This is a genomic window from Gemella sp. 27098_8_155 (genome assembly GCF_041433725.1).
Classification (GTDB): Bacteria; Bacillota; Bacilli; order Staphylococcales; family Gemellaceae; genus Gemella; species Gemella haemolysans_D.
In genome coordinates this window covers 1-23,090 of sequence record NZ_JAPWCA010000023.1, presented here as the reverse complement: position 1 = coordinate 23,090, position 23,090 = coordinate 1, and the positions used below count along the sequence as shown (strand labels likewise).

At 27.1% G+C, this 23,090-nt stretch carries 23 protein-coding genes; 17 read left to right on the top strand and 6 right to left on the bottom strand.

What is annotated here, in order from left to right:
• Positions 1-189: 189 nt before the first annotated feature.
• Positions 190-1,551 (bottom strand): Nramp family divalent metal transporter, encoded by a 1,362-nt coding sequence (locus O5Y44_RS08000; protein ID WP_314549977.1) that lies wholly within the window; start codon positions 1,549-1,551, stop codon positions 190-192.
• A gap of 369 nt (positions 1,552-1,920) precedes the next feature.
• Here O5Y44_RS08000 and O5Y44_RS07995 point away from each other — a divergent pair, with 369 nt between their 5' ends.
• Together O5Y44_RS07995 and radC are read left to right on the top strand one after the other, a co-directional pair.
• A complete protein-coding gene (locus O5Y44_RS07995; protein ID WP_316447663.1) occupies positions 1,921-2,640 on the top strand; it encodes a prepilin peptidase in 720 nt (239 codons plus the stop codon).
• Positions 2,634-3,407, top strand: a complete 774-nt coding sequence (gene radC, locus O5Y44_RS07990; protein ID WP_003146716.1) for a RadC family protein — start codon at positions 2,634-2,636, stop codon at positions 3,405-3,407. Before O5Y44_RS07995 ends, radC begins: the two co-directional genes overlap by 7 nt.
• A gap of 345 nt (positions 3,408-3,752) precedes the next feature.
• On the opposite strand, the gene O5Y44_RS07985 is transcribed toward radC, so the two are convergent.
• A complete protein-coding gene (locus tag O5Y44_RS07985; RefSeq protein WP_081450717.1) occupies positions 3,753-3,857 on the bottom strand; it encodes a putative holin-like toxin in 105 nt (34 codons plus the stop codon).
• A 645-nt stretch (positions 3,858-4,502) separates the two neighbouring features.
• On the opposite strand from O5Y44_RS07985, the gene O5Y44_RS07980 reads away from it, so the two are divergent.
• Positions 4,503-6,074, top strand: coding sequence for an ABC transporter ATP-binding protein (locus O5Y44_RS07980; RefSeq protein WP_316447662.1), 1,572 nt, complete (start codon positions 4,503-4,505; stop codon positions 6,072-6,074).
• Between the two features lie 50 nt (positions 6,075-6,124).
• Here the strand turns inward: O5Y44_RS07980 and O5Y44_RS07975 are convergent, their stop codons facing one another.
• The gene (locus O5Y44_RS07975; RefSeq protein WP_371465913.1) at positions 6,125-6,862 is read right to left on the bottom strand and encodes an ATP-binding cassette domain-containing protein; all 738 of its coding nucleotides are present in this window, start codon (positions 6,860-6,862) and stop codon (positions 6,125-6,127) included.
• Between the two features lie 67 nt (positions 6,863-6,929).
• Complete coding sequence (locus O5Y44_RS07970; RefSeq protein ID WP_371465911.1) at positions 6,930-7,724, bottom strand: ABC transporter transmembrane domain-containing protein; 795 nt, start codon at positions 7,722-7,724, stop codon at positions 6,930-6,932.
• A 260-nt stretch (positions 7,725-7,984) separates the two neighbouring features.
• Here O5Y44_RS07970 and O5Y44_RS07965 point away from each other — a divergent pair, with 260 nt between their 5' ends.
• From O5Y44_RS07965 to O5Y44_RS07925, 9 genes are all read left to right on the top strand, one after another.
• Positions 7,985-9,565, top strand: coding sequence for an ABC transporter ATP-binding protein (locus O5Y44_RS07965; protein ID WP_316447660.1), 1,581 nt, complete (start codon positions 7,985-7,987; stop codon positions 9,563-9,565).
• 126 nt (positions 9,566-9,691) lie between these two features.
• A complete protein-coding gene (locus O5Y44_RS07960) occupies positions 9,692-10,507 on the top strand; it encodes an AAC(3) family N-acetyltransferase (protein ID WP_316447659.1) in 816 nt (271 codons plus the stop codon).
• A 479-nt stretch (positions 10,508-10,986) separates the two neighbouring features.
• Positions 10,987-11,943, top strand: a complete 957-nt coding sequence (locus O5Y44_RS07955; protein WP_316447658.1) for an ABC transporter ATP-binding protein — start codon at positions 10,987-10,989, stop codon at positions 11,941-11,943.
• On the top strand, positions 11,936-12,724 hold the full coding sequence (locus tag O5Y44_RS07950; protein ID WP_316447657.1) for an ABC transporter permease: 789 nt from the start codon (positions 11,936-11,938) through the stop codon (positions 12,722-12,724). The genes O5Y44_RS07955 and O5Y44_RS07950 overlap by 8 nt, the downstream gene beginning before the upstream one ends.
• A 1-nt stretch (position 12,725) precedes the next feature.
• Entirely contained in the window at positions 12,726-13,517 is a 792-nt protein-coding gene (locus tag O5Y44_RS07945; RefSeq protein WP_316447656.1) for an ABC transporter permease, read from the top strand.
• Positions 13,518-13,984: 467 nt separating this feature from the next.
• A complete protein-coding gene (locus tag O5Y44_RS07940) occupies positions 13,985-14,683 on the top strand; it encodes a hypothetical protein (RefSeq protein ID WP_371465910.1) in 699 nt (232 codons plus the stop codon).
• Positions 14,684-15,269: 586 nt separating this feature from the next.
• A complete protein-coding gene (locus tag O5Y44_RS07935; RefSeq protein WP_371465909.1) occupies positions 15,270-16,154 on the top strand; it encodes an ATP-binding cassette domain-containing protein in 885 nt (294 codons plus the stop codon).
• Positions 16,155-16,158: 4 nt separating this feature from the next.
• Positions 16,159-16,734 carry an ABC transporter permease gene (locus O5Y44_RS07930; RefSeq protein ID WP_371465908.1) on the top strand — a complete coding sequence of 192 codons (576 nt, stop codon included), beginning with the start codon at positions 16,159-16,161 and terminating at the stop codon, positions 16,732-16,734.
• 16 nt (positions 16,735-16,750) lie between these two features.
• Positions 16,751-16,930, top strand: coding sequence for a hypothetical protein (locus O5Y44_RS07925; RefSeq protein WP_371465906.1), 180 nt, complete (start codon positions 16,751-16,753; stop codon positions 16,928-16,930).
• A gap of 49 nt (positions 16,931-16,979) precedes the next feature.
• On the opposite strand, the gene yidC is transcribed toward O5Y44_RS07925, so the two are convergent.
• Positions 16,980-17,855 carry a membrane protein insertase YidC gene (gene yidC, locus O5Y44_RS07920; protein ID WP_371465905.1) on the bottom strand — a complete coding sequence of 292 codons (876 nt, stop codon included), beginning with the start codon at positions 17,853-17,855 and terminating at the stop codon, positions 16,980-16,982.
• 456 nt (positions 17,856-18,311) lie between these two features.
• On the opposite strand from yidC, the gene O5Y44_RS07915 reads away from it, so the two are divergent.
• The 5 genes from O5Y44_RS07915 to O5Y44_RS07895 all read left to right on the top strand — a co-directional run bounded on the left by O5Y44_RS07915 (position 18,312) and on the right by O5Y44_RS07895 (position 22,877).
• Positions 18,312-18,557 carry a hypothetical protein gene (locus O5Y44_RS07915; protein WP_371465904.1) on the top strand — a complete coding sequence of 82 codons (246 nt, stop codon included), beginning with the start codon at positions 18,312-18,314 and terminating at the stop codon, positions 18,555-18,557.
• A 420-nt stretch (positions 18,558-18,977) separates the two neighbouring features.
• The gene (locus O5Y44_RS07910; RefSeq protein ID WP_371465903.1) at positions 18,978-20,093 is read left to right on the top strand and encodes a hypothetical protein; all 1,116 of its coding nucleotides are present in this window, start codon (positions 18,978-18,980) and stop codon (positions 20,091-20,093) included.
• Positions 20,094-20,496: 403 nt separating this feature from the next.
• On the top strand, positions 20,497-21,312 hold the full coding sequence (locus tag O5Y44_RS07905; RefSeq protein ID WP_371465902.1) for an ABC transporter ATP-binding protein: 816 nt from the start codon (positions 20,497-20,499) through the stop codon (positions 21,310-21,312).
• 1 nt (position 21,313) lies between these two features.
• Positions 21,314-22,087 carry an ABC transporter permease gene (locus O5Y44_RS07900; protein WP_371465901.1) on the top strand — a complete coding sequence of 258 codons (774 nt, stop codon included), beginning with the start codon at positions 21,314-21,316 and terminating at the stop codon, positions 22,085-22,087.
• A 1-nt stretch (position 22,088) separates the two neighbouring features.
• Positions 22,089-22,877 carry an ABC transporter permease gene (locus O5Y44_RS07895; protein WP_371465900.1) on the top strand — a complete coding sequence of 263 codons (789 nt, stop codon included), beginning with the start codon at positions 22,089-22,091 and terminating at the stop codon, positions 22,875-22,877.
• A 98-nt stretch (positions 22,878-22,975) separates the two neighbouring features.
• Here O5Y44_RS07895 and O5Y44_RS07890 read toward each other — a convergent pair whose 3' ends face one another.
• On the bottom strand, positions 22,976-23,086 hold the full coding sequence (locus tag O5Y44_RS07890) for an IS3 family transposase (protein WP_371465914.1): 111 nt from the start codon (positions 23,084-23,086) through the stop codon (positions 22,976-22,978).
• Between the last annotated feature and the right edge of the window lie 4 nt (positions 23,087-23,090).

The following is a 23,090-nucleotide window of genomic DNA, read 5'->3' as shown; positions in this document are numbered from 1 at the left end:
AACATATGACTGTATAAATATAAAAAAGATAGCGTAGCAGTCATTATAACTACTACGCTATCCTAAGTCTAACTTTTTGGGGTCAGATCAAGAGCTGTCTTTTTTGTTTTATAAAGTAAATAAAGTGTGAGTCTAGTATATATATTGAGAAATAAAAAAATCGGACTGATTTTTGTCAGTCCGATTTTTTTATATGAATGTTGATATTATTAACCAGAAATTTAAGATTATCAATACGACTGTGCAGATCCATGCAACAATTTTCATCCATGGTTTAATAACAAACTCTCCCATAAGTTTTTTATCTGATGTATATAGTGTTAGAGGAATAATAGATATTGGTAGAGCAATACTTAAAAATACTTGTGTATAAATCAGTAAGCTTTCAATTGCTTGTTCACTATCACCAAAAATTATTAAACAAATGACAACAGGCATTACCGCAATTACACGAGTCAGCATTCTTCTAATCCACATAGGAAGTCTCATGTGGATGAAACCTTCCATAACTATTTGTCCTGATAATGTTCCGGTAATAGTAGAATTTTGACCAGAGGCCAATAGAGCTACGGCGAATAGTGTACTAAGGAGTGGTGAAGCAATAGCTCCAACAATGCTACTATCTTGTAAAGCGTTATAAAGATCTGTAAAGCGTCCAAGACTATCACCATGACCATAAAACAAAGAAGCACCTAAAACTAATAGTAAGCAGTTAATAACAAATGCGATTGAAAGTTGAATATTAGAATCTATAGTAGAAAATCTAATAGCTTCTTTTTTAACTTTGTTGTCCTTTCTATCGTATCTTCTTGCTTGAACAATAGAAGAATGTAGGTACAGATTGTGAGGCATAACTGTAGCTCCCACGATACCTAAGGCAATAAATAATGCACCTTTATTATTAATTACATCCTTGTTCGGAATAAAACCTTTAATTAATTCGCCGGTATTAGGGTTAGCTAATAAAACTTCATAGAAGAATATTATTAGAATTGTAAATATCAAGGTAGCTACAATAGCTTCGATTTTTCTAAATCCAAAATGTGCTAATAATAGGAGTAAGAATACATCAAAGATAGTTATTATAACCCCTATTAGTAAAGGAATACCGAATAATAATTTTAAAGCTACAGCACTACCAATAATTTCTGCAATATCAGTAGCCATAATAGCTAGTTCGGTAATTATCCAGAGAACAAATCCCATTTTTTTACCAGTATGCTTTCTAGTTGCTTGAGCTAGGTCCATACCAGTTACAATACCTAATCTTACAGACATTGATTGAAGCAACATCGCGATAAGATTCGATATAAGTATAACGAATAGTAAGCTATACGCATATTGAGCACCACCAGCGATAGAGGTAATCCAGTTACCAGGATCCATATAACCGACTGCTACTAATGCTCCCGGTCCACTATAAGCCAGGACTTTCTTTAAAAAGCTTCCTTCTTTTGGAACATCAACTGTATTGTTAATTTCTTGAAGAGAAAGCTGATTCGCAGCTTCTAACTCTTCTTGACTTTTTCTCAAAAATTTTTTAAAAATCATTTAATCACCTTCTCTAAAAATAATAGTGTAGAATAAGAATATAAAACTACTTTCCTTAAGGCTGAAATCTTGCCTTAGGAAAACTATAAGTAATATTGTACCACAAAAATGAAAAAATGTAAATTTTATTGAAATTAGATGTCATCATGATATTAGTTTATTAGTAGTATAAGTTGAAAAAAGTTTGAAATATATTGAAAATAATTTGAATCAAAATAAAATCCTATTGTAATATAAGTTAATTCTTGGTATAGGAAAAATGAGAAAATATTATTAGGTGATTATATATACAACAATGATAAATGTAGTTCTGTATATATAATTGTGATAGAATATAATTGAAGGGTTATACAGTAGGGGGAGATACTTATGGAAAGTTATATTTTTATTATTATCTTAAGTCTAATTTTTGCTAGTGCCATTAAGTGTTTAGTAGATAGTGAGAATAAGAGAGAGTTCCTATTTAGACGAAGTTGTTGTTCTAGTTGTCAGAAAGAATTAAGAGGAGCTGACTTAATTCCCATCTTTAGCTATTTATATAAAAAAGGACGATGTAGTTACTGTAATCAAAAAATTCCATTAGATATATTTTTATACGAAATTTTTACTTTTATTACTATAGTATTATTTATTATTTTTCAAAATTATTTTGTTTTTATTAGTTATCTTGAAGTTAGTATATTTATTATTCTCATTTTTTTAGGAATAGAGGATGTAAAAACATTTGAAGTTAATAATGAGTTGTTTTATCTTTTAATTATATTAAATTTTTCTTCTATATATATACACTATTATTTATTCAATTTTTTAGATTTTATTTATCTTATTATTATCTTTCATATATTATATATTTTCACAAGGGGCGGTTTAGGTTATGGCGATATAAAAGTTTTTTGTGTATTAGCTTTAAATTTAAACTTATTTGAAGGAGTGTATTTGTTAATTTTCACATTTTTATATGCAGGATTCTTCGCCATTTGGTTAATTATTTTGAAAAAAGTTAAAAGAAAAACGAAACTACCACTAGTACCATTCATAGTGCTTAGTTATTTAACAATTATATTAATAAGGGAGGGATTATTATGGTAGCATATACTATTAAAGAGTTTAATGAGGAAGATCGTCCGAGGGAGAAATTCAAAAAATTAGGTGCTCTAGCTCTCAGCGATAAAGAGATTCTAGCAATATTACTAAGAACAGGGACAAAAAATCAAAATGTAATTGAGCTTTCCGACATGATTCTGAAAGATATGGGTGGCATTACAAAGTTAAGAGATACAACTTTAACAGAACTTATGAAACATAAGGGGATAGGTCAGGAAAAGGCGATACACATTCTGGCGAATATAGAGTTTGCAAGAAGAATATATGCAACGAATGTCCTAGATGTGAAGTGTGATAGCCCGCAGTCAATAGCCAATTATCTAAAATCATCTTTAGAGAATTTAACACAAGAAGTCTTCATAGTATTAGATATTGATACGAAAGGTAAAATAATCGAAAAAAGAGAAGTATTCAAAGGTAGTTTATCTATGTCGGTGGTGCATCCAAGGGAAGTATTTAAACTAGCGATAAAAAATAGTGCTTCAAGCATTGTCTGTGTGCATAATCACCCAAGTGGAGATGCAACACCTTCTATAGAAGATATTAAAACGACGATAAATCTAATGGAAGTTGGTGAAGTAGTTGGTATAGAAATGCTAGATCATATTGTAGTGGCTAAAAAAGGATATGTTAGTATTAGAAAAGTATTGAATTATCTAGCAGTTGAAAATATAGATTATAAATACGAAGATGTTACAGGTGAACAATTAAAATATATACTGAGAAAATATAAGGTTGTAGGGGAGTATTAAAGAAGTAAAAGGTCTAAAACGAAATATAAAAAATTGATTTTCTAGTAGAAATATAGTAGTATAAAGGAAGGTGATTCACTACCTATATTTCAAATGTGAACGTTAAGCTAGGAATTTTTCCTAGCTTTTTTGTATGGAATATTTTTAATGGGTGAAAAATTCTAGAATAAGGGTATTTGATATGCAAACAATTTGAAAAATTATAGAAAGATCAATATTTCAAAATTTTTGCTTTTCTACTTCATCTATGTTAAAATATAGTCATAAAAGAGAGAGTCGTTTTAAAGACGGTGGCTCTAGTTTAGGTATTTTATAACCATCTAGCCTGCCAAAGCATAAAGATGGTTATTTTTTATTGTCTTTTTTTAATGCTACAATACATGCACTAACTACTGAAACAATCAATAGATTTATTCCAATAATCGTCTGTACAATTTCGTAAGCTGACAACTTGCTACTCCTTTCGTCAAGATTTTAGTGTATGCGAGCATAGCACCATCCCCTTTCATATTGAAGTAGCCACCATCTTTATCGGAAGTGTTACACTCCCTAACTTCTCTCTCCAATTTTGATTATATCAAATTAAATGGTCATTATCAATAATTTATAAATATACGTAATATAATAAATTTAAAGGATAAATATAGTGTTACAGTGAATGTTAAAAAAATTCATTTACTATAGTTTTACTGAAGTTATTATATCAAAAAAGTGGTTTTGATGAGGAAATAATTTTGTAAATGTATATAGGTATAGAAAAGAGAAGACATGTATTTTTTTAGTTCCAGTTAAAAGATTAGTTTCAAGTTAATTAATAAATTCTAAAAACAACCTTGAATTTTCAGAAATAACATTGACTACCAATTTTTTATTTGATATAATTTCTATAATTTAACAAAACGTTAGTTGGATTTTATGTTGAGTGGAAAGTTAATCTATAGATTGAATTATTTTAGAATATCAAATATTAAGAAAGAAATTGATTAGCTTCTATGAGCAATTGATTTCTTTTTATTGTATTTAGATTTTAAAAGGCTATTTATAAAATGAAAACTGAACTTTTAAATAGAAGGACTCAAATTAGGAGTGGGAAATATGAGAAAATTTTTATTTGCGGTAGTTTTATTTCTTATTACAGTAGTCTCGGGGATTAATATTTATTTTTCATATCAAATTAAATATGTTGTCGATGCTCTTACTACTAAAAATGAGCAATTATTCTACAATCAAATTATATATTTATCTGTAATTATAATACTAATGCTTATATGTGAATATTTACGTCAGATTTTAGATACTATTTATCTGAATAAAGTTGGGTTTAATATTCATAGAACCCATGTGGGTAGTTTACTTAAGAATAAACTAGATACAAAGAGTAAAAATTTATTATCTACTGTAAATAATGATATTGAAATGGTAAAAGATCAATATTATAATACGATTTTTTCTCTGTATCAGGGGATAGTTTATTTTATTTTTGCTACAATAGCGTTGTTCAAATTGGATGTAACAACAGCATTTTGGGTTATAGGATTGTCACTATTTCCGATTGTAATACCTAACCTATTCAAAGCATATTTGAAAAATGTTCAAAACAGTATTTCTATACAAAAGGCTAGTTATAACGATAAACTTGAAGATTTTCTAGAAGGGTTATTAGTTATTAAAAATAGTGATTCGGCTAATATATTTTATGAAAAATTACTTAATGAATATAAAAAAATAAATAAGCTTGTTAATAGAAAGAATGTTTTAGCATCACTTGTAAATGTCTTAACAGGATTAGTATTCTATGCAACTATTATTGCTATTTTATATATAGGAGGTCGTCAAGCTCTGTTAGGAAATACTAGTGTAGGGGGTATAGTATCTATTTTTACAATTTCTGCAGAGTTAGTAATGCCTATTAATTTGATAACAGCTTCGATAGCTAATATAGCATCGGTAAAAGATATAAAGAGGGAATTAAATTATAAAGAGAAGTTTAAATATATAGATAGTCATAAAATTATCGGTTTTGAAAACATAGAGGTTCGAAATGAAAGTTATAAATTTAATAATAGAGAAATTTTTAGTAATTTTTCAGCTAGTTTTGAAAAAGGTAAAAAGTATTTAATTCAAGGGGATAGTGGTAGTGGAAAATCGACGTTAGCATTACTATTAACGAAAAACCTTGAAGGATGTAACATATTTTTAAATGGAAAAAATATTAACAGTTATGAATACAACACAATTCAAAAAATAATAACTTATGTACCTCAAGATAGCTTTATATTTGTAGGTACGATTATCGATAATCTTACTTTTTATAAAAACATAGAAGCGGATAAAATAATGACTTTAATAAAAGAAACTAGATTAGATGACAAAATTAAAGAAGCTTCCGATTTGATTAATACTACGTTCGATAAGAGAAAATCAAATTTATCTGGTGGACAAAAACAAAGGTTAGCATTAATTAGGGCTATATTACAGGAAAAACAGGCTATAGTTTTAGATGAAACATTATCAGGATTGGATAAAGATACATATATTTTAGTCGAAAAATTACTATTAAGTATGAAAGATAAGACTTTAATTCATATTTCACACAGATCTTATCCAGAAACTTTGAGAATGTATGATGAGGTGTATGTAATGAGGAAAATAGAAAATGCCAAGTAATGTTTATTGCTTGGCATTTTTGTGTTATTTAATTCATTTAATATTTGATATTACTGTACTTTTAATTCTACACATTCTGTTAGTTGTTTTTTGATTTCTTTTTGTATATGGTGAGAAATCATTATTAAAGTTAACTTATCGTCAGCTAAGATATTGTTTTCTATCTGTACTGCTGTTTTTTCATCTAATGCTGAGGTTGCTTCATCAAGAATTAAAATTGGATAATTTCTAATTAAAACTCTCGCAAGAACTAATCTTTGTTTTTCTCCTCCTGATAGGATTTCTCCCATATTAGATAGGTTGTGATCTAAGCCGTCAGGTAAAGATCTAACTCTATCAGCTAAACAAACTTTTTCCAATATGCTCCATATTTCTTCATCTGAATAGCTATCATCTAAAGTGATGTTATATCGAATTGAACCGCTGAAAATAGATGTTTGTTGACTCACATATCCAATCTCTTTGGAGAAGTTAATATCATCCTGTATTTCAAGAGGATTTCCATCGATTAAAACTTTATCTTGATTGGATTGTAATTTCCCTAATAACAACTTGATTATAGTAGATTTTCCAGAACCACTTTTACCAATTACGGCGTATTTTCCACCTTTATTTATATTAAAGTTGAAGTTCTTAATGACATGGTTATCTCCGAAACTATAATTAAAGTTTTTAAATTCAATATTTTCTTCAACACGTGGATAAAGTGTTTCTTTAGCGGTTGATTTAGTTATAACGCTATTTAATATTTCTTTTGTACCGATTACTTTAATATATAGATCAACCAATTGATTGATAGAAGTAAGGTATATACCTAGTATAGTAGATACCGAAGCTATCGTTCCGATAGTTAATTCATTTTTTTAAAACTAAGTAAATCGCAAATATGAAAATTAATAATTCAAGTAACTTCTCGATACTTTGCAAAGTTAATTCACCAAATGCCATTAATTTAGAAATACTATACTGTTGATCTTCTTTTTGAATCTGACTATCCTTAACATTTTTTGAGAATAAATTTATCTTACCAATATTTTTCAAATCTTCATAACCTGTTAAATATTCCTTTAAAACCCCAGAGAATTTCCCTGATAAAATAGATAAATTTGTATATCCTACACTAATTTTATTACCGAACTTACCGCTTATTAAAAACATAGCGACTGATGATAATAGGGCGAATACAACAAATTTCCAATTAATAAGCCATAAAAATACTACTGATGAGATAAATAATACAATAGCACTAAGTAAACCGGTTAATGGTGTAAATAGATACGCAGATAATAATTCAAGTTGATAAGTATATTTAGTCATATGCTCACCAGAATCAACCTTATTAAATTCTGATTGAGACATAGTTTCTATGTTTTTACTAATTCTATCACCTAGATATATTTTCCATTGTTTAACTAATTGTGCAATTATAATTTTCAACCAGGCTCTAAGCAATTCTACTATTATTAAAATACAAATAATAACGCCAACTTTTGTCCAAAGAGATCCTGTTTTGTATATTACAGAATCAACAATATCAACGCGAGCGTATACAACATAAACAGTCCCTATTGATACTATTAATGTCAAAATAAACATAATGCATAACTTTAATTTGTTCAATGTTATAACTTCTAAAATATTTTTAATCATATTGCTCTCCTTTGTATAGATTACATAAATGTTGTTTGTATTTAAGTTACAAGTTTTATGTAACTTTAATTATACTGACTTTTTTTTTCGTGTCAAGACAATTAGAGTAAGTTTTCTGAAAATTACAAGTTTATATTGTTATCATCTATTTTTCATACTATAATAAATGTATAAATATAAGTTGGTGTTTTATATATTTCTCAAGATTCCCCTTAATAGTTTGTTATTAAATTGAGTGGAATTAAAAGTAGGAGGTATTTATGAAAAAATATATTTTAAAATTTAAATATAGATTCTTATTAATTTGTTTTCTTATATTGTTAAGACAGTTATTTCTTATGAAAAGCAACTTTTTAAATGCAGATGCTATAACTGTGCTTACTAATAGAAATCTACATAGTTTCTTTGAAATTATCTTATTCTTATCAGTTACGTGGTTTGTTATTATAGTAATTGATAGGGTGGTAAAGGTAAGAGAGGAGACCTTTATTCAAGATATTGGAATAGATGTTAAGGATAATCTGTCTACTAACCTTATAGAATTAGATATTGAAAAGTATAAAGATAACTCATCTGGTGTTTATCAATCTTGGTTTAACAATGATATTCAAATGATTCAAGAAAAAGGTTTGAGAAATATATTTGCTATAATATACAGTCTTTCTGGTGTGGTATTTTCTCTTTATGCTCTATTGAAATATCATTGGATTATTTCTTTAATTACTATTGTAGGAACAGGAATATTAATTTATCTTCCGAAAATTTTTAATAAAAAACTTCATAATATGGGAGCAGAAGTTACTAAAGAAAATGAAAACTATGTTGCTTCATTAGAGGAGACGATTCTAGGTTATGATACGTATTTCTCTCTTAATAAATTGCAAATAATTCCTAAAAGAATAGCTAATATAAGTAGAATTTTGAAAAATGTATTTGTTAGACAAAGTAAATTGGAAAGTAATTATTATATGCTTAACTTTGGTTTAAATGTCTTTTTCCAAGTGTTATTAGTTTTTGTTACAGGGTATTTAGTTGTTAAAGATAATTTGGAAATTGGTGCAGTTGCAGCCGTAGGAATGTTTGCTAATCTTGTATTTGATGGTATGAGCCAAGTAGGTTATAGAATAGCATTTATTAAAGGGACAAAACCTATTTTCTCTAAGCATGATGAATTCATGTTAAATAATAAGGATACCCACTCACCTATTGAATATTCTTTAAGAGAAACATTATTTAAAATTAAAAACTTACATTTCAGTTATGGTGATAAAGAAATCCTAAATAATGTGAATCTTGACATAAAAGAGGGGAATAAATATTTAATAAGTGGAGATAGTGGTGTAGGTAAATCAACATTATTTAAAATAATTACAGGGCAATTAAGAAATTATGAAGGTAGTATAGAGTATTGTAGTGTCGATTTGAAGAAATTATCTACTAAACAAATACTAGAAAAACTGACTATAATTCAACAAGAAAATTTTGTATTTTCAGGTACTGTTAAAGATAATATAACTATGGGAGAAGTAGTAGAGGATAGTGAAGTAGCTAAATATTTAGAAAAAGTGGGCTTAACACCAAAAGACTGCTTATATTCAGAAGTAGAGGTTCATGGAAAGAATCTTTCAGGAGGACAACGCCAAAGATTGGCTATAGCTAGAGCGTTGTTCAATGGAAAAAAAATACTTTTAATTGATGAAGGAACATCAGCTTTAGACAAAGAATCAGCGAAAAGTTTAGTAGAAATGCTGTTAGGAAATAAAGAATTAACGATAATAATGATTAGTCATGATATAAGTGATGAACTAAGAGGAAAATTTGATAATATTATAAAATTGTGATACAAGTGAACGTTAGTAAAAAATGATATAGATTGAATAGAAGAATGAAAATAGGAAAGTGGCTCAAAAATCAATTTCTCCTAGAATAAGATTTTGAGTCACTCCCATTTGATAAGGAGGACAAGCATGAGTTATAAGTTTATGAGTGATGCTTTAGATAATAATTTAATGCCAATAGGTAAAAGTGATTTTTTAAATTTATTTAAAAATTTAGAAATAGGAGAAGGTGATATCCTGATTGCACATGTTTCTCTTAGTAAATTCGGCTATATAATCGGTGGTGCAAGATGTATTTATGAAGCACTTGTGGAAAGATTAGGAGAAAGTGGAACGCTCGTTGTTCCAACACAATCTTTAGAAAATATGTCTCCAGAGTATTGGGAATATCCTAAAGTTCCTGAGGAGTGGATAGAAAAAATAAAACAAGAGAGTTTATCTTATGATGTTGATCTATCGAGTACACGAGGTATGGGGAAATTTAGCGAGTTTGTTATGAATCTAAAACATTCTGTTAGAAGTTCTCATCCACTATATTCTTTTTCAGCAGTAGGAGAAAAAGTACAGGAAATTATAAAAGAGCATCCATTAGATGATGGCTTGGGATACAATTCACCATTAGGGAGATTGTATGATCAAAATGCCAAAATTTTGTTATTAGGAACTGATTTTGAATCTAATACAGCATTGCATCTTGCAGAGTATTCACTAAATCGAAAAATAATAAAAGAAAGTGCTAATGTGGACGGTGAGTGGTTGGAGTTCTCTAATATCGAATTAGATATATATGATGATTTTTTAACAGTACAGAAAGAATTCTTGGAGAATTGTAAGGAAAGTTATCAAATAAAAGAGATTCAGAAAACATCAGTTCTTTGTATAGATTTAAAAAGTTGCGTAGATTTTGCAAAAGGATATTATAGAAAAAAGGAAGAAGTGAAGTAGATAGAGGATGATTAGAAATTATGAAACCAAAGAAAGATTTTTTTGAAAAATTATTAATTTATATATTTCCGATTATTATTGTAATAGATATTATTAATAGATATTTAATAAACAATATTATGTATGTAGGATATTTTATATTTATTCTTGTGTTTCTTTTCAATAAAAATAAGAAGAGAAAAAGGAAAGAAAAGAGTTAAAAAACAATAGAAATAAATTACGTAATTCCGACCTCATCTCCTGATTTAGAGAGATGGGGTTGTTTTTTTATTGTTTCAAAACTCACTGAATTTGATAGCGAAAATAATTTCCTTATCGTAAATTAAAAGAAAAATAAACGCAATATTCAGAAAATATTGACTTTAAGAGAAAAACACGTTAATATAGTTAAAAATAGGAGAATAGATTCTAGAAAAATAGTAGAATTTGATGAAGAAAATCATCGCGTATAATAAATTAGTAAAATAAGAGGAAATGTTATGAAAGAGATAATTAGTGTTGAGAGTCTTAGTAAAGATTACATAATAAAAAATAGAGTTGGCTTTTTTAATACAGAAAAGATAGTTAAACAAGCGTTGAAGGACATAAATTTTAGTATTAAAGAAGGAGAAATTGTAGGATACATAGGAAATAATGGAGCTGGGAAATCTACAACAATAAAATTACTGTTAGGAATACTAACTACTACAAAAGGCTCAATAAAAGTGTTCGGTAAAGATCCGTTTGTAAACAGACAAAAAAATGCTAAAAACATAGGTGCGCTATTTGGACAAAAATCACATTTATGGTGGGATTTACCTCTAATTGATTCTTTTGAGTATTTATCAAAAATCTATGAAGTAGATAATAAAGAATGGTTAGACTATTTGATAACAGAATTAAATGTAAAAGAGTACTTATATCAACCAGTAAGGCAACTATCTTTAGGACAAAGAATGCGTGGTGAGTTTATAGCTAGTATTATTCATAAACCTAAATTGGTGTTCCTAGATGAACCGACTATCGGTTTAGATATAGAAACAAAGAAGAAAATTATGGAATTAATACTAAAAATAAATGAGAAGTATAATACTACTATCATACTAACAACTCATGAGATTTCGGATATTGAAAAAGTATGTAAGAGAATGATTTTGATAAGTGATGGTGAAATTAATTATGATGGTGAAGTTAAGAGCTTCAAGCAAATTTTTAATAAATATAAAAAATTAAAAATGTACGGAGAGAATATAGTAGATTTAAATGAAGAAGGAATATTGCCTTTACGTACAAATATCGATTCTAAAGAATTTGTTTTTGATGAAACTAAATTTAATGTGTTAGATATAATAAAACTACTACCGAATGAAAGTATTATTACACAAACTGAAGTATTGGATTTAAGTCTACAAGAAGTATTGCTTGTGAAGGATAAGACGGGTGATAAATATGAATAGATTTTTTGCTTATACTTTATATCAATACAAAAGTTTATTACAATACAAATTTAATACGATAATGCAGATAATTGCATCACTTTCTATGGTATTAATACAGTATAGTATCTGGATATATGTTGAAAAATACAATTCTAAAAATATTGATGAAATAATAACTTATGTACTGTTTGCGATTATTTTACAATTAGTTTTACCTATAAAAATAACTACTAATTTTGTATCTGAGAAGATTTTAAAAGGTACTATTATTAATTATTTGAATAAGCCTAATAGATTAATAGTTATAACGTTTTTCACTACTTTAGGTAATTTTCTTTATAAATTAAAATTTCAAGTACTGCCGATTTTAGTTATTTATATTTTATTGTTTTATAATTTGATATTTAGAACCATATCTTTTAAGAGATTTGTACTTTTTATATTCGTGTATATTTTGAGTTATATTGTTGCTTTTTTATTAGGTTATATTATTGCATTGTTATCAACAGTATTTATAAGAATAAACGGTGTATCTGAATTAGTCAATGCTCTTCTTATTATTTTCGGTGGAGGGTTGCTACCTTTAGATTTATATCCGAAACTATTATTAAGAATATCAGAGGTAACTCCATTTTACGCTGTAATGTATGCACCTATTTCTATTATTGTACATGATAATGATTTAGGAAAAATTTTATTTATTCTTGGTGTACAGATATTCTGGTTAATCATATTATTGATAATTTCAAAAAGACTATCAAGATATGTATTTAATAAGTTTGATATAATGGGAGGTTAATATGAAGAAACATTTATATTTATATGCAGAGTTTTTTAAAATGGATGTAAAAAGGATATTGAGTTATAAACTAGATTTTATTATAGGAAATTTTGGTTATTTACTAGATACACTTACAACATTATTTGTATTACTTATTACGCTTAATTATACAGAATTAATCGGTGGATTTTCTTTATATCAATTGTTATTTTTATATGGTTTTCTAACATTAACATCGGCGTTATGGGAATTTTTCTTCGTTACAACTTTAGAAGTCCCATATTTAATTCAAACTGGAGAACTTGATTTATTTTTATTAAGACCACTTAATATTCTTTATCAATTTATTATTTTCCAATTAGATGAGGAAGCTTTATTTGAGTTAATTACAGGTATAGTAATTGTGATTTTTTCATTATATAACTTAGATATTGATGTAACTTATTTATTTATAATAAAATTCATTTTATTTACAATATCTGCGGTTTTAGTAAGAGAGGATATATATTTAGCACTAGTATCAATTAGTTTCTTTTCGATAACAAATAATGGTATAAAATCAGTTTTATGGCAATTGTATCAATTGGCAAATTATCCAGTTAATATTTATCCGTTTTTTATTAAAGTAGTACTAATAATTATTCCGTTCGCATTTGTGGGATATTTCCCAGTGGTAAATTTAATAAATTTCCATGATAGTTTTAATTTAGAAACATGGCTTTTAATATTATTTGGACCGCTTCTACTTATTTTAATCTATAAAACAATATGGAATTTCGGATTAAAAAAATATCAAAGTACAGGATCATAATGGTTAATAAGGTTAGAGAGTTCTAAGAAATAAGAACAAAGTGAATCATATAGGAGGTGTTTTTTATAGAATTTAATGTTAAATTAGCGAGAAGTTTGTATTTATGTTTGAATTTAATTTTGAGTGTTTTATATTCATACATAACGGTGAAATTTATATCTGTATATAATTTTCCTACATATTTTATTTTGTTAATAACGACTTTGATAGAAATATTTATTTTTTTAGACACTAGTTATATCAGATTATTAACTAGTATAAAAACAAAGTATTTTTATTATATATTAATAGTTTTTTCAGTAGTAGTATTTATTCTTAAAAATAACATAAATTTATATTGCGTCTTAACATTTTATTTTATTTATTACTTATTAATATCAATAGTACTGCTTAATTACAATTTATTTGTAATAGAGGAAAGTAAGTCTATCAAAGCTGGAGTGACAGATATATCATTATATAGAAACTTGTCTAAATTACTTGGTTTTTCTTTGGGTAGTTATATTTATAAGGTGAATATTGATGAATATTTAATAGTATTTATAATTATGTTTGTATTATTTTCAAGTTTCAAAATAAATAATTTTAAAAATGAAACTGAGGAAAGTTCTGAGAGATTAGTTTTTTATAAGCTGAAAAGAAAATATATTATTATCAATACAGCGTTATTGTCAGGGACAGCAGTGTTTTTTATACCGTTATTTATAAAACAATTAGCGGCTAGGAATTTAATACAGTATTCTAGTATTATATTTTTTATACCAGGTCTTACAGTAGTTCTATTTTTAATACTTACTAAGAAATATGATATAAATTTAAATAAAATACTTATGTCTTACATAGTTTTGGATATAGTATTCTTCATATTGGTTATATGTAAGGTGTTTTTACCATTACAAGTGATATTATTATCTTTAATAGTGGCACTTGGGGTGTCAATCAGTATAAAATTAAGGACTAATTTCATAAAAATTAATGATAAAGATTATAGAAAAAGTATAGTACAAATTTTTCGAATAAGCGCACCATTATTTACTATTATTTTAAGTTTTGTAGGATTATACGTTGAAAACATTGCTTATTATATTTTGCTAATAAATGCAATTTCGGCTATTCATGTGTTGTATGTGAATTTAAGAAATAGAGAGCATACTTTATTAGATTAAGGAAAAGTTTTCAGAAAAAATGAAAAATTAATAAAAGAATGTACACTTAGTTTTTTTAGAAATAGCTAGGTGTACATTTTTTGGTTCAATTTGAGAAGTAATACTATGTTATATTCCTACGTATTAACTAGAAATAACAAGTGATAATTTTTAAAAGCGTTTTTTTCTTTTCATATTGCTTTCATATCGTTTTTATATTACAATAAATCTATAAAGCTTTATAACCTCATAAAATAAGGAGGACAAAAAAATGGTATTAGATATTGGAATTTTATAGTTTATAATGTAAATAATAATAAAGAGAATCATCATTATTTTTTGAGTTCCTTATGATCTTAAAAATTATTGTTTCTCATTATAACTTGAATAGAGGAGAATCAGCTATTTTAACAGACGATAATGATTTTACAGTATCTGTTAAAGTAGACACAGGATTAAAAAGTCACTTATTCAAGAAGACGCACTTTATTGTGTAAGCTACATGTAAACTACATATTAAAGAGTTGAAGGTTGATTTGTATTTGCAAATCAACCTTTTCTAGAAAGTAATTAAAAGAAAAACGTAATACCGGAAGGAGGGAGTTAAATGGTAAATCTATTAACAGTAAAAGATTTAGCATATAAATATAAAAATTCTAGTGATTATGCGATTAAAAATATTTCTTTTTCTGCGAAAAAAGGAGATATGATTGCACTTATAGGTAAAAGCGGTTCAGGGAAAACTACGATAATTAATTCTACATTAGGATTGTTTTCTAATATTGAAGGTGAGGTATCGTTTGGTGAAGGAGTGTCTGTTCGAGATGTGGACTACTGTATGCAAAATCAATCAGTAGATTGGTACTTAAATGTATACGACAATATTTATATGGGGCTATTATATTCTCAAAATACTATTAGTAAGAAAAGTGTAGATGAGATTATTGATGTTCTAGGTTTAAAAGGTAAGGAGAAATCTGACCTAACAGAATTATCAGGAGGACAATTGCAGAGAGTACAAATAGCAAGAAGTCTAGTATCTAATTCAAAAATATTATTTTTAGATGAACCTACTACAGGATTAGATGTAGTATTATCAAAAAATATATTAGAATATATAAAGACTAACAATAAAGAACATGCTGTATTTATATCTTCTCATGATTTAGATCTTATAGAAAAGTATTGTAATAAAATAATTTATATAAACGATGGGAAATGTTTATACTTTGGGGAAATGAGCACATTCTTAAGAGAATATAATAAAGAAATAGTATACAATATTTCTTATAATGGTGAATTAAGTAAAGATATAGTAGAGAAATATAAAGATACTATTACAATTGTTGATGATAAAAATTTAAAAATTTTCTTGGAAAAAGAAGAGGAAATTTCGAATGTATTAAAATTATTATTGGCAGAAAATATTACAATAGGAAGTCTACAGAAAGAAGAAATTACCTTGAAGAGAATATTGGAATTGGAGGAGTAATTATATGAAAAATGTAATAAAGAATTTTTGGGCAACATCGTATATAGAATATAAGGCGATTGAAAATAATAAGCAGATTATATATACTCAGCTTATGGTTCCAATTTTGTACTTTGTATTCTTTGGATTTGGGATAGGGAACTCTTTTTCAAGTTTGGCTTTTAAAGGAGAAAGTGTTAGCTATATTGAATATATTTTCGTTGGAATAATTGGAGTAATACTAAATTCTCAGATGAATCAGTCGGTTTATAGGGTGAATTTAGATAAAAAGTGGGGACTTCTAGCGTATAAAAGAATAAAAGGGACATCAGCTATTTCTTATTTTTTAGGGAAATTAGTATTTCCATTAGGAATCACAATAGTGCAAGTATTACTAATTTACTTTTTATCGTTCTTTTTAGGAATAAAAATACAGATAGTTCCTTTCTTAAAAGTATTAATTATTGTAATTATTAGTCTAGTATTTTGGTTTTCTCTTGGAGTTATTATTTCATTAGGAACTGTATCATATAGAACTAGAGACCTTATCTTAGGAACATTATTACTACCGATAATTTTTGCTGCACCGACTTTTTTATAGTTTGGATAATTCTAAGGTGCTATATTATATATCAAAACTTAATCCATTAACTTACCAATTAACGAGTATGAGAACTGTAATTTTTGGTATGGATTTTGATATTAATACTTATGTTACAATATTCTTAAGTCTAATAATGTTTGTTTTAGCAATAAGCGTGATAATAAGATCAGAATTATTAGGTGATGAGAGATAAAAGAATGTACACTTAGTTTATTTTAGAAATGACTAAGTGTACATTTGTTTTATTTTTTTACTAATTTTGTTTTTTGTTTATTTGATGTTTTTACAGGCTTAGGTACATAAGGTGGATAAAGTTTACGCCCTAATAATATTTGGAATGCTACAAGTATACCACTGACTACAAAATAGATACCTATAGCAGCGATACTCGTATATGTTAAAAATGTTAACATTATAGGAGTAATCCAAACCATATTTTTAGAAACATTTTGTATACGTTCAGCTTCTGGTGTATTTTGTGACATAGGATTGCTTTGCATCATACTTTGAGAAATTTTACCAACAATCATATATATTACAAAAACAAGAATTAATAGTATGTAAGATTTTTCTCCAAGTGAAATAGATAAAAAGCTTGAATCAAGAATATCTTTTGAATAGATTGGATTCTGTAGAGTAAAGTATAAACCAGAAATAAACGGTGCTTGAATTAGAATAGGTATTAAATTACCGAAAATTGCTGGTGAACAATCATACTTTTTATATATTTTAAAGAGTTCTTTTTGAAGTTCAGTTTGTTCAATCCTTATTTTCATTCGTTCATCATTATTAAGAGCTCTCTTTTGATCTTCACTAAGCTTTTTAATTTTACTTTGTACAAGATCTAATTCAGGTTTTGCTTTTTCCATATTGATAGATGATGTACGTTGTTTTTTATAATTTTTCAACATAAAAGGAAGAATAATTCCTTTTACAATAAGTGTAATAATAATTATAGAAATCCCCCAACTTTTAACGTAGATATTAATATTCGATAAAAACATATCCATATTTTTGGTGAAAGTATTATAAAAGAAACCATCGGTATCATTTGAAGAACATCCAGTTAAAAATATGACTAATATTAGAGTATAAATACAGAATAGATATTTTTTCATTTATTGCTCCTCCTTACATATATATTAGCATACACATTCATAAAATGAAAGGGGTATCATGTAAATATTTTTAAATATAATAATATTATTTAAAAGGATTATTATGTTAAAGTCAATTATAAATAAAGAAAATTATAGTTTAAAATATAATAAAAGATGAAAATATTAATATAATTTATTTTTCGTTAAGTGTATAAGTAAGATAGAAAATAATGTGGAAATAGTGTTAGTAGGTTTAATTAAAGTATAGAAAATAGAAGGTAAATATTTATAGAGAGTGTATATGATTTTTATTATTTGTGGAAAAAGAAAAATTAGAAAATGTATTATTGAGAATTTCATATTGATACCATTGTATTTTCATATTAAAATAATGGTGCAAAGTCTAATAACACTATAAAAATAAAATTATACAGAATATGAATTTTTCCACATACATAATAGGAGGTATTGATAATGGACAGTATATTAGGGTCTATAGTTGCAACTATAACTATTGGTTTTATATATTTTATGTTTAGAAGAAAATCTCTCCCTATTTTTAAAAAGAATAAACGACAATTACTGGTGGAATTGATGCCGACAGTTATATTTTGTATTTTCTTTCCAAAGGTGATCAAAATTGCTGTAATTTTTTTATCAGTTGAGATTATTTTATATATTATAGATTATCTCAATAAGAGGAAAAATTCTATAAAATAAAGTTACATAATTTAAAAAGCAAAAAGGGAAGTAATATCTATACTAATTTTTAAAAGAAATTTATTCTTTTTCCTATAATAATTTTACTATATCTTTACTATATATAAATTTGACGTAGATTAATTTTTTCATTATAATAAGTGTAGAAAAAGTCGGTGGGTGATACCGACTCTAAAAAGAAAATACTCTTAAGTTGATGTAGTCGTAGGAGTCGCGACTCTAAAAAGAAAGGCTCCTTTTGTATATAGTAAGAGTATATTATTTTAAGGATATTGAGGAGAAGAGATTTTATTTAAATAATTCAAATCAACTTATTCAGATGGGAGGTGCGTAATTTTGAAATTACTAAAAATATTTCCTAAGAATTTTATTAATCTAATTCTAGGGCGTTCGGTATTGAATATAGCGGATAGCTTTTATATGGTTGCGGTAACGATTGCTTTGGTAGAAGTATATAATATAGAAGCGAGTACTTTGACGTCGTTTGCTTTAATAGGAATGATTCCATCGCTAGTCGCATTTTCATATAGTTATTTCTTTAATAAGATAAAAAATACAAAGTTTTGGATTCTCTGTTTCCAAATTATGCATATTATCTTGGTCAGTATTTTAATAATTGCATTAGTTAATAAAGCGCATATTGCTTTTATATTTATTTATAACTTTTTATTTAACTTAGTAAATTGTGTTCTTACTTCGTTAAATGTAAAAGTGACACCAGAAGTTCTTGATAATGATAATAATTTGATTAAAAAATCGGTTGATATTCAATATTTTACATCAAACTCATTAGATATACTTAGTAATTTCGGTGCATCGCTGTTACTTGGATTTATCACTTATTTATCACTTATGCAACTAAGTATTCCAATCTTTTTAGCGGGAGTATACTTCTTTACAAAGTTAAACCTGAATAAAAATATTCAAACTACCGAAGAAACTGAGGAAACAGAAGAGATGGTTGAGGCTAGTATAGTTGGCAATATAAAGACATTGTTTTCACGGAATGCTGCGTCGAAGATAATTGTTACCGAAGCATTTCTTAGTGGTGCTACTGACTTGCTTTTAAAACTGATTCCGCTTTATCTTATTAGCATAAATATTGATGTAAAATGGTTAGCTTTAGTTCTTTCTGTATGGCGTGGTGCGGACTTAGTAGGAGCAATGGTTGCTCCTTTTGTAAAAGTTCCTCCAAAAAATTTCTTTTATATGGATTATTTGATATCAGGAACTAGCTTTTTATTAGTATTTATAATAGATAATAGTTATCTAAAATTATTGTTTTTCTTTATCACCTTCGTCGTAATAGGAGTTTCTGGAAACTTCTTTGAAAAAATGATTTATGATGATTATGAAGGAGAAGATTTTGGAGCTATTCACACTATCATAACTAGTTTTTATTCAGTATTTGGCGTCTTGTTTTTATTAATACCTTTCGTTTATGACAATATAAAAGTTCTTGGAATATCTTTGAACATATTAACAATAATGTTTGGCTTGGGAATATTTGTTTTATTGAAATTTGAAAAACGTTAAAAGGGAAAAATATATCATAAGTATTCAAAAGAAGAAATAGAGCGAGGGAGAAATATGATATTAGAATAAGAATCAAGATATATGATGTAAAAGATATAGAAAAAAGAAACTAATTTTTAAAAATGGGGAAGTCATATCAATCTGATATGATTTCTCTTTTTTCACTATGAGAGAGTAGTGATATTTGATATAATGTATAAAAGTGAAATATATAAATTGACAAGATTATAGATTTATTGAAATCTACTAAAGGAGTTTTTGTATGATAAAATTAGTTGTTACAGAAATAACAACGTAAAGTAGAATATAAATAAACGTTATTGAAGTTTCTCTATAAGGGATTTGAATATAATTAGTTGTTGAAAAGTCTAGGTCGGAATTATTTTAGGAAATGGAGAAAGTGATGGATAATATAATAGATGTAAAAGGTCTAAAAAGAAGTTTTAAGACTCCGAAAAATGGTGAATTTGAAGCCATAAAAGGAATAGAATTTTCAGTGAAAGAAGGAGAAATTTTTGGTTTACTTGGACCAAATGGTGCGGGTAAAACAACAACGATAAAAATTTTGACTACGATGCTTGCTCCAAGCGAAGGAGAAGCAAAAGTATTTGGGTTTGATACTTTTTCGGAAGCCAAAAAAGTTAGAGAATATATTAATTTTGTTTTTGGTGGTGAGAGGAGCCTTTATTGGCGGCTTAGTGCAAGAGATAATTTGGCATATTTTGCAGATTTATACAAAATTCCTTCTAAAGATCAAAAAGAATTAATTGAAAAATTAATAGCTCAAGTAGGGTTAAGTGAGTTTATAGATAAAAAGGTAGAAACTTTCTCCAAAGGAATGAAACAACGACTTCAAATTGCAAGAGCATTATTAAATAAACCAAAAGTAATATTTTTAGATGAACCGGGTATTGGATTAGACCCGGTTGGAGCAAAAGAATTAAGAGAATTAATAAAAAAACTGTCTAAAGAAGGAGTAACTATTTTACTAACAACTCATTATATGCCAGAAGCAGAAGAACTTTGTGATAGAATTGCGATAATAAAAAAAGGTAAGTTACTGGCTATAGACGATGTAGTAGGTCTCCAAAATTTAGTTTCTAACGAAAGAAAAGAAGAAATAAAAGAAAAGAAAGAACGCGAACAAGAAGAGAAAAATAAAAAGAATTTAGAAATAACGTTAGAAGATATTTATATAGAACTATTGGGGGATGCATAATATGTTGAGAGCAATATTAATGAGTGCCAAAGTTCAGATGAAACAATCAATAGCACGCCCAATGTTTAGATTTTGTATTTTTATTAGCCCGATATTAAGTGGAATTTTACTCGGGATGATTTATCAAAATCGTAGTGTGGAAGATTTTATGTTATATGCTTTTATAGGAGCGGGAATTACTACTTTTTGGGGAAGTATTTGTTTTTCATCAGCCAGTGATATGGATAGAGAAAAATGGCTAGGAACTATGCCAATGATTTTCACTTCACCGATAGGTTTCGAAAATATAATTTTTGGAAAAATTTTAGGGAATACACTTTGGGGAATATTTAGTTTTGGGCTTAATATGTTGACGGTAAAAATTTTATTTAATAAATCTATCCAGTTTGCAAGTTTTAGTTATTTTATATTAATAACAATCTTAATGATAGTGTCAATGATAGCTGTCGGTTTTATGATGGCAGGATTATTTACTTTATCTAGAAAAATAAGTATTCTTATGAATGTTATTGATTATCCGATAATAATGCTAACTGGGATGGTCTTTCCTATTTCGATCTTCCCGAAATTTATTCAATATATTTCATACTTATTGAGTCCAACATGGGCGATGGAAGGATATAAATTAGCTGTTCAAGGTGGTAGTAATGAAGAATTATTGAGAGTAGCTTTTATACTGGTGATTATTATAATTATTTATTTTATTATTAGTATATTTTCATTTAGAAAAATTAAGAAACTATGTGTTATTAATGGTACTTTGGAGGTGTTTTAATATGGAAAATGTGTATAGATTTTTTAGAAGAGTTGGTTTTTCATATAAAATGTCTTCGGTACTAAATGATTGGCGTGCTTTCTTTACTATAGATTTATTAATTCCACTAATGCAAATGATGTGTTATTCACTAGTAGGATACTATGTTTATGGTGCGGAAAATATTGAAAAATGGGTTATAAGTAATGCGATAGTGACTAGTGCATTTACGGCAATTTATAGAGTTGGTCTTCAGTTAGCAAGGGAGAGGGCAAGTGGAACATTGTCTCTAATGTTAGCGACTAAAACGAGTATTTCAGAAATATTAATTTCAAGTGCAATCTCAACTATGTTACTAAGTTTTGTATCGGTAGTTTTTGGAGTTAGCGTACTTAGTTTATTATTAGGACTAGCTTGGAATGGACAAAAAGTATTGGAGTTTGTTTTTATTTTAATATTAGCAATATTTGTAGCGACTTGTTTTGGATTTTTCATCTCATGTTTAATACTATTAACGACAGAAATCCACCTAGTAACGAATACTATAGACAAAGTACTTTTAATATTTACAGGAGCGAATTTTCCAGTTAGTAACTTTCCATATTTAGTAGAGCAATTTTGCTATACTTTACCACTAACACGTTCTATACTTTTAGCTCAAAAATTAATAGGTGGGGAGAGTGTAATAAGCAACATATATCTAATTAAAGGAGAGTTAGTGTTAGCTTTCGTATTTTTAATATTAGGAATAGTGTTGTTGAAAAATATAGAAAAAGCTGCCATAAAAGGTAGCAAGTTGGATTTGTTGTAAGTAAATAAAAGGCTCAGAGTAGAATTGATCTGACCCCAAAAAGTTAGACTTAGGATAGCGTAGTAGTTATAATGACTGCTACGCTATCTTTTTTATATTTATACAGTCATATGTTCTATTCTATATTGCTTAGGACTTAACCATCCTAGTTTCTCTTTTATTCTCTCTTCATTATAGTATTTTATATATTTTTCAATAGCTAATTTCAGTTCC